Source organism: Sphingomonas oryzagri (genome assembly GCF_029906645.1).
In the GTDB taxonomy this organism is placed as follows: Bacteria; Pseudomonadota; Alphaproteobacteria; order Sphingomonadales; family Sphingomonadaceae; genus Solisphingomonas; species Solisphingomonas oryzagri.
The window spans coordinates 97,917-104,712 of sequence record NZ_JARYGZ010000006.1 but is presented as its reverse complement, the minus strand read 5'-3'; the positions used below and the strand labels follow the sequence as shown (position 1 = coordinate 104,712).

The window sequence follows — 6,796 nt, the reverse complement described above, 5'->3', positions numbered from 1 at the left end:
GGCATGCCGCCGCCGCGCGGGCCGCCGAAGCCGCCGCCGCCACCACGCGGGCCGCCGCCGAAGCCGCCGCGACCGCCGTAGCCGCCGCGACCACCACCGCCGCCGCCGCCGCCGAAGCGATCACCGCCACCGCCGAAGCGATCGCCGCCGCCACCGAAACGGTCGCCGCCGCCGAAGCCGCCGCGACCGCCGCCGCCGTAACCGCCGCCGAAATCACCGCCGCCGAAGCCGCCGCCGCCACCGAAATCGTCGCCGCCGAAGCCGTCGCGCTTGTCCCTGCCGCCGCGCTGCCCGCGCCGCCCACGATCAAAACTCATGCTGGAATAATCTTTCCCGGGTCGCCCAATATCTCTTGGAGGATCGCGTACCGGGCGCAGCCGCAAACCTCCGAGCGCGAAAGTATGCGCGCGCTTGTTGCGAGTCATAACGGATTATCCACAGGCCTGCGAGCCATTTCATCGTGCGTTCAGGCCGGCGTGCCGCCCCGTGGCAAAGATGCAACGCCATCTGCGCAAAATGCTTGGCGGAACGCGCCGAGTCGGGCAGCTAGGGCGCGTCATGCAGTCCGTCCTCTCGCTCCTCGCCGATCCCGGCGCCTGGGCCGCCCTCGCCACGCTGATCGTGATGGAGGTGGTGCTGGGTGTCGACAACCTCGTCTTCGTGTCGATTCTGTCGAATCGGCTGCCGCCCGAGCAGCAGACCAGGGCGCGGCGAATCGGCATCGGCCTCGCGCTGATCATGCGCCTCGCTTTGCTTGCCACGATCAGCTGGCTCGTCGGCTTGACCGCGCCGGTGATCGACCTTGGCCTGCACGGTCCGCCGGTCGACGGGCATCCGGCGTTCGAGACCGCCTTCTCGCTGCGCGACCTGATCCTGCTCGGCGGCGGCCTGTTCCTGATCTGGAAGGCCACCAAGGAAATCCACCACAATATGGACGAGGACGAGGCGGGGCATGGCGGTGAAGGCGCCAAGAGCGGCCTCTCCTTCGGCTCCGCGATCGCGCAGATCATCGCGCTCGACATCGTCTTCTCGATCGATTCGATCCTGACCGCCGTCGGCATGACCGGCGAGCTGCCGATCATGATTGCCGCCGTGGTGATCGCGGTCGGGCTGATGCTGATCGCCGCCGATCCGCTGGCGCGCTTTATCTCGAAGAACCCGACGGTGGTGATGCTGGCGCTGGGCTTCCTGCTGATGATCGGCGCGGTGCTGATCGCGGATGCCTTCGGGGTGCACATCCCCAAGGGCTATATCTACGCGGCGATGGCTTTCTCGGGCGGTGTCGAGGCGCTCAACATGGCGGCGAGGAAGCGCAAGAAGCGGCATTGAGCGGAAAGCCCCAAACGCCTATGCGCGGGGCATGACCGTTCATTTCCACGAAGAGGACCTGCCCGCCGGCGTGTTCGCGCCCGGCGCCAGCGTTGCCGTCGATACCGAGACGATGGGGCTGATCACACCCCGCGACCGGCTGTGCGTCGTCCAGATCTCGGACGGGAGCGGCGACGAGCATCTCGTCCGCTTCAATCCGGGCAGCGACTATGCCGCGCCGAACCTGCGCGCGGTGCTGGGCGATCCCGATCGGCTGAAGCTCTATCACTTCGCGCGCTTCGATCTCGCGGCGATCCGCTATTATCTCGATACGGTGGCGGCACCGGTCTATTGCACCAAGATCGCCAGCCGGCTGATCCGCACCTACACCGATCGCCATGGCCTGAAGGAACTGGTGCGCGAACTGCTCGGGCAGGAGGTCTCCAAGGTCCAGCAATCTTCCGACTGGGGCGCGCCGGATCTGTCCGACGCGCAGAAGGACTATGCCGCCTCCGACGTGCGCTTCCTTCACGCGATGAAGGAGAAGCTGGACGAGCGCCTGATCCGCGAGGGCCGCATGCATCTGGCGCAGGCCTGCTTCGATTTCCTGCCGGCGCGCGCCGAGCTGGATCTCGCCGGCTGGCCCGAGATCGACATCTTTGCCCATGCGTGATTCGTATCCCGCACCGGCCCGCTCCCCCACCCTACCTCCCATTCAGGATACGCTGTGGGAGGCCGGGTGGGGGAGCGGGCCGGTGCGGACTTCCTCCGAGAACAAAGATGCCTGAGGCGGTCGCCGGGCCTCTGTCCGACGTCGCGCGCGCCGAGCGGCGCAAGCGGCGCATCTGGGCGAGGCCGGGCTCGAATCACGATCGCATCATCGCGGTGGCGCGCGTCACGCTGCCGGCCTCGGTGCTGGTCCTCGTGCTGGCGCTGGGCTTCGCGCCGCTGACCTCGGGCCGCGACATCTCGTTCGTGCTCGCCAAGGATCGCGTGGCGATGGCCAAGGAGCGGCTGCGCGTCAGCCAGGCGCGCTATCGCGGCGAGGACGACAAGGGCCAGCCCTTCTCGCTGACCGCCAGATCCGCCGTACAGCAGACCTCGGCCGATCCGGTGGTGAAGCTGGACACGCTCGCGGCGGACATCGCGCTGCAGGGCGGCCCCGCGACGCTGACCGCGCCCAAGGGCACCTACAACATGAACAACCAGCAGGTCGGACTGGATGGCCCGGTCGCCTTCCGCAGCGCCGACGGCTACCGGCTCGACACGCATGACGTCGATCTCGATATGCAAACGCGCAAGCTCGCCAGCCGCAACCCGGTGACCGGCACGATGCCGCTCGGCAATTTCAGCGCGGACCGGATGACCGCCGACCTCGACGACAAGGTCGTCGTGCTGAACGGCCATGCCCGCTTGCATATCACGCAGCGAACCGCCAAATCCGCGAAATGACCATCCGCCGCGCAGCGCCGCTTTTCGCCATCCTGATCGCCGGTGCCGCGGCTGCGCAGCAGGCGAAACACAACAGCAATGCGCCGGTCGATTTCGACGCGGATCATATGGAGGTCCACGATCTCGAACACCGCGCCTTCCTGACCGGCAATGTCCGTGCTGTGCAGCAGGACATGACGCTCACCTCCGACCGCATGACTGCCAACTATACCGGTAGCATGGCGAACAGCGGCCAAGGTGGTGGCGGCAGCGTGCAGGTCCACCGTTTCGATGCGACGGGCCATGTCGTCGTCACGCGGCCGACCGAGATCGCGCACGGCGATTACGGCATTTACGATCTCGACAAAAGGCTGGTCACGCTGATCGGCAAGGTGACGCTCGATCGCACCGGCCCCAATGCCAGCACCGTGCGCGGTGGCCGGCTGGTGATCAACCTCGACACCAACCAGGCGACGATGGACGGCGGCGCGGTCGGCGGCAGCGGGACGACCGGCAAGGGCGGCCGTGTCTCGGGCCGCTTCACCGTGCCCCAGCATAACGACAACAACGCACCCGCGGCCAAGCCCGCCGGCAAATAATCCCGCCGGGGCTTGATCGCCATGCAGGAAGCCTGCCACATGCGGCGGGCACAAGGTCATTCATGAACGACACGATCCTCTCGTCGCGCGACAGCGCATCCCCGACGCCGCCGGCGACGCGCGCCTTGTCGATCGTTTCGATCGCCAAATCCTATGATTCGCGGCCCGTTCTGCAGGACGTCAGCCTGGAGGTGGCGCGCGGCGAGGTGGTCGGCCTGCTCGGCCCCAACGGCGCCGGCAAGACGACCTGCTTCTATTCGGTGATGGGCCTGGTGAAGCCGGATGCCGGCCGCATCCTGCTCGACGGCGAGGACATCACCGCGCTGCCCATGTATCGCCGCGCGATCCTGGGGCTGGGCTATCTGCCGCAGGAGACATCGATTTTCCGAGGCCTGACGGTCGCGCAGAACATCTCGGCCGTGCTCGAACTGTCCGAGCCGGATCCGGCGCGCCGGGCCGAGCGGCTGGATACGTTGCTCGCCGAATTCCACATCGAGCATCTGCGCGACGCCAAGGCGACCGCGCTTTCGGGCGGCGAGCGGCGCCGCTGCGAGATTGCCCGCGCGCTGGCGGGCGATCCCTCGATCATGCTGCTCGACGAGCCGTTCGCGGGCATCGACCCGATCTCGATCAGCGACATCCGCGATCTCGTGAAGGACCTGAAGCGCCGCGACATCGGCGTGCTGATCACGGATCATAACGTCCGCGAGACGCTCGACATCGTCGATCGCGCCTGCATCATCTACGACGGCAAGGTGCTGTTCCAGGGATCGCCCGCCGCGCTGGTGGCGAATCCGGACGTGCGCCGCCTCTATCTCGGCGAGGGCTTCGCGCTCTAACGCCGATGGGGCTGGGTCCGCGCCTCGACCTGCGACAGTCCCAGTCGCTGGTGATGACGCCGCAGCTTCAGCAGGCGATCAAGCTGCTGGCGCTTTCCAATCTCGAGATCGAGGCTTTCATCGCCGAGGAACTGGAGAAGAACCCGTTGCTGGAGGCGGGGTCTTCGGAAGAGGTGCGCGAGCCGGAAGCCGACTTCGACGGCGAAGCGCCTGAGCCGACCGACGCGCTCGCCGGCCTCAACGGCGGTGGCGAGGATGCGCCGCTCGATGTCGATTACGCGGAGGAAACCTTCCACCACGATTCGCCGACCGATCTGGCCGGTGCGCAGGGCATGGATGGGTCGCTCGGCATGGCGGGCACGTCGACCGGCGGTGGTGAGGGCGGGGACTTTCAGGAGACGCTGGTTGGCGCCGAAAGCCTCGCCGATCACCTGACCGCGCAGGCGGGCGCCGTCCTTTCCGGCGACCAGCTGCTGATCGCCGGTCACATCGTCGATGCGCTGGACGAAGCCGGTTACCTGACCGTCCCGCTGCTCGACATCGCCGACCGGCTGGGCGCGCCGCTGTCGCTGGTCGAGCATGTGCTGGCAGTGGTGCAGACCTTCGATCCCACCGGCATCGGCGCGCGCGACCTTGCCGAGTGTCTCGCGCTGCAGGCGAGGGAGGCCGATCGCTACGACCCCTGCATGCAGAAGCTGATCGCCAATCTCGACATTCTTGCCCGTGGCGACCTGCCTCGCCTCAGGCGCATCTGCGGGGTGGATGACGAGGACATGGCTGACATGATCCGCGAGCTTCGCGCCTACGATCCGAAACCCGGCCTGCAGTTCGCGGCGGCCGAGACGCAGCCGGTGGTGCCCGACATCTTCGTCGCGCAGACCGCGCAGGGCTGGGCGGTGGAGCTCAACAACGCGACGCTGCCCCGGCTGATCGTCAACCGGTCCTATTATGCCGAGCTTTCCGGCGCCGCGCAGGACAAGGGCAGCAAGGCCTGGCTCAACGACAGCCTGCAGAGCGCCAACTGGCTGATGAAGGCGCTCGACCAGCGGGCGCGCACCATCGTCAAGGTCGCGACCGAGATCGTGAAGCAGCAGGAGGGCTTCTTCCGGCAGGGTGTCGAGCATCTCCGCCCGCTGACGCTCCGCACCATCGCCGAGGCGATCGGGATGCACGAATCGACGGTGAGCCGCGTCACTTCCAACAAATATCTCGCCTGCCCGCGCGGGCTGTTCGAGCTGAAATTCTTCTTCACCAGTGCCATCCAGTCGGCAGACGGAGGCGAGGCGGCATCCGCGCAGGCGGTGAAGAGCCATATCGCCAGGCTGATCGCCGACGAGGCGGCCGACGCCATTCTCTCCGACGATACGCTGGTCGATCTGCTGAAGGAGCGCGGCTTCGATATCGCGCGGCGCACGGTCGCCAAATATCGCGAGGCGCTGGGGCTGGGCTCGTCCGTCCAGCGTCGCCGCCAGAAGAAACTCGCCGGATGAAAAAAAAGGCCGCCCCGAAGGACGGCCTGAAGTTTTAGGAGAGGATGCCTGAAAGGCCCGATCTTTGTGCGCTGCATCATGGATTTTCGCAAGTGCGAACGGCTCAATTTTGATTGCGTTGTCAGCAACTGGAGGGTGCACAACACGCAAACGCCGCTTTCCGTAGCGTCAATCGGCGTCGGCGAGTGTCCGGCCCTGTCCTAAAGTACAGGGCAGGGCGATGCACCAGAACCCCTTGGAGAGGATCGTCATGCCCGTGTCGCTCCACGAATCGAGCATCATCGCTTTCAAGCTCGATTATCGGGGCGGCGGCCGGTGACCGAGCGGCGCTGCGGCTGGGCGGGCAGCGATCCGCTGATGCGTGCCTATCATGACGAGGAATGGGGCGTGCCCGAGCGCGACGGCCGCGCATTGTGGGAGAAACTGATGCTCGACGGCTTCCAGGCGGGCCTCGCCTGGATCACCGTGTTGAAGAAACGCGAGGCGTTCCGGGCGGGCTTCGCCGGCTTCGATCCCGAGACGGTCGCGCGCTTCGGTGAAGCGGAGATCGCGCGCCTGCTCGCCGATCCGGGTATCATCCGCTCACGCGCCAAGATCGAGGCGACGATCGGCGGCGCGCGGGCGTATCTGAAGATGCGCGATGCCGGCGAGGATTTCGCCGATTACTGCTGGGGCTTCGTCGATGGCTCGCCGCTGCGGGGCGATGGCCACAGCTTTCCCGCATCGACGCCGCTGTCCGAGCGCGTCTCGAAAGACCTCAAGAAGCGCGGCTTCAAGTTCGTCGGCCCGACGATCGTCTATGCGTGGATGCAGGCGACGGGCCTGGTCAACGACCACACCCACGATTGCTTCCGGCGGAGCGAGGTGGCGCGGCTCTAGCCGAGCCGTTCCATCACCTCGGTCGGGTCCAGCCCGCGCTCGCGCACCAGCGCCTGCCAGCGGGCGAGGGCACCGTCGTAATAGTCGAAGATGCAGGGGCAGCAGCCGCGGCCGCAACACATCTCCGGATCGGGTCGTTCGGGCGGGCGCGGCAGATGCTCCGCGCCCGACACCGGTGTCCGAGAATTCATATATATAAAATCACCCTATTGCATTTTGGGGCTCTATCAAACGGTAGAAAAGCAATTCT

General features: G+C 66.7%; 9 protein-coding genes. 7 read left to right on the top strand and 2 right to left on the bottom strand.

The window, feature by feature from the left end; genetic code table 11:
• Positions 1-317 (bottom strand): hypothetical protein (locus QGN17_RS20585; protein ID WP_281046481.1); only part of this gene is annotated, 317 nt, incomplete at its 3' end.
• 241 nt (positions 318-558) lie between these two features.
• On the opposite strand from QGN17_RS20585, the gene QGN17_RS20580 reads away from it, so the two are divergent.
• The 7 genes from QGN17_RS20580 (at position 559) to QGN17_RS20550 (ending at position 6,546) form a co-directional block, all read left to right on the top strand.
• Positions 559-1,329, top strand: coding sequence for a TerC family protein (locus tag QGN17_RS20580; RefSeq protein WP_281046480.1), 771 nt, complete (start codon positions 559-561; stop codon positions 1,327-1,329).
• A 31-nt stretch (positions 1,330-1,360) separates the two neighbouring features.
• Positions 1,361-1,981, top strand: a complete 621-nt coding sequence (locus QGN17_RS20575) for a ribonuclease D (protein ID WP_281046479.1) — start codon at positions 1,361-1,363, stop codon at positions 1,979-1,981.
• Positions 1,982-2,088: 107 nt separating this feature from the next.
• Entirely contained in the window at positions 2,089-2,760 is a 672-nt protein-coding gene (gene lptC / locus QGN17_RS20570; protein ID WP_281046478.1) for an LPS export ABC transporter periplasmic protein LptC, read from the top strand.
• Positions 2,757-3,338 carry an LptA/OstA family protein gene (locus tag QGN17_RS20565; protein WP_281046477.1) on the top strand — a complete coding sequence of 194 codons (582 nt, stop codon included), beginning with the start codon at positions 2,757-2,759 and terminating at the stop codon, positions 3,336-3,338. Before lptC ends, QGN17_RS20565 begins: the two co-directional genes overlap by 4 nt.
• A gap of 62 nt (positions 3,339-3,400) precedes the next feature.
• Entirely contained in the window at positions 3,401-4,177 is a 777-nt protein-coding gene (lptB, locus tag QGN17_RS20560) for an LPS export ABC transporter ATP-binding protein (protein WP_281046476.1), read from the top strand.
• A gap of 5 nt (positions 4,178-4,182) precedes the next feature.
• Positions 4,183-5,667: an RNA polymerase factor sigma-54 gene (gene rpoN / locus QGN17_RS20555; RefSeq protein WP_281046475.1), complete on the top strand. Its 1,485-nt coding sequence runs from the start codon at positions 4,183-4,185 to the stop codon at positions 5,665-5,667.
• Positions 5,668-5,982: 315 nt separating this feature from the next.
• Complete coding sequence (locus QGN17_RS20550) at positions 5,983-6,546, top strand: DNA-3-methyladenine glycosylase I (RefSeq protein WP_281046474.1); 564 nt, start codon at positions 5,983-5,985, stop codon at positions 6,544-6,546.
• Here QGN17_RS20550 and QGN17_RS20545 read toward each other — a convergent pair.
• Positions 6,543-6,737 (bottom strand): oxidoreductase-like domain-containing protein, encoded by a 195-nt coding sequence (locus QGN17_RS20545; RefSeq protein ID WP_281046473.1) that lies wholly within the window; start codon positions 6,735-6,737, stop codon positions 6,543-6,545. The genes QGN17_RS20550 and QGN17_RS20545 overlap by 4 nt on opposite strands.
• Positions 6,738-6,796 lie beyond the last annotated feature (59 nt).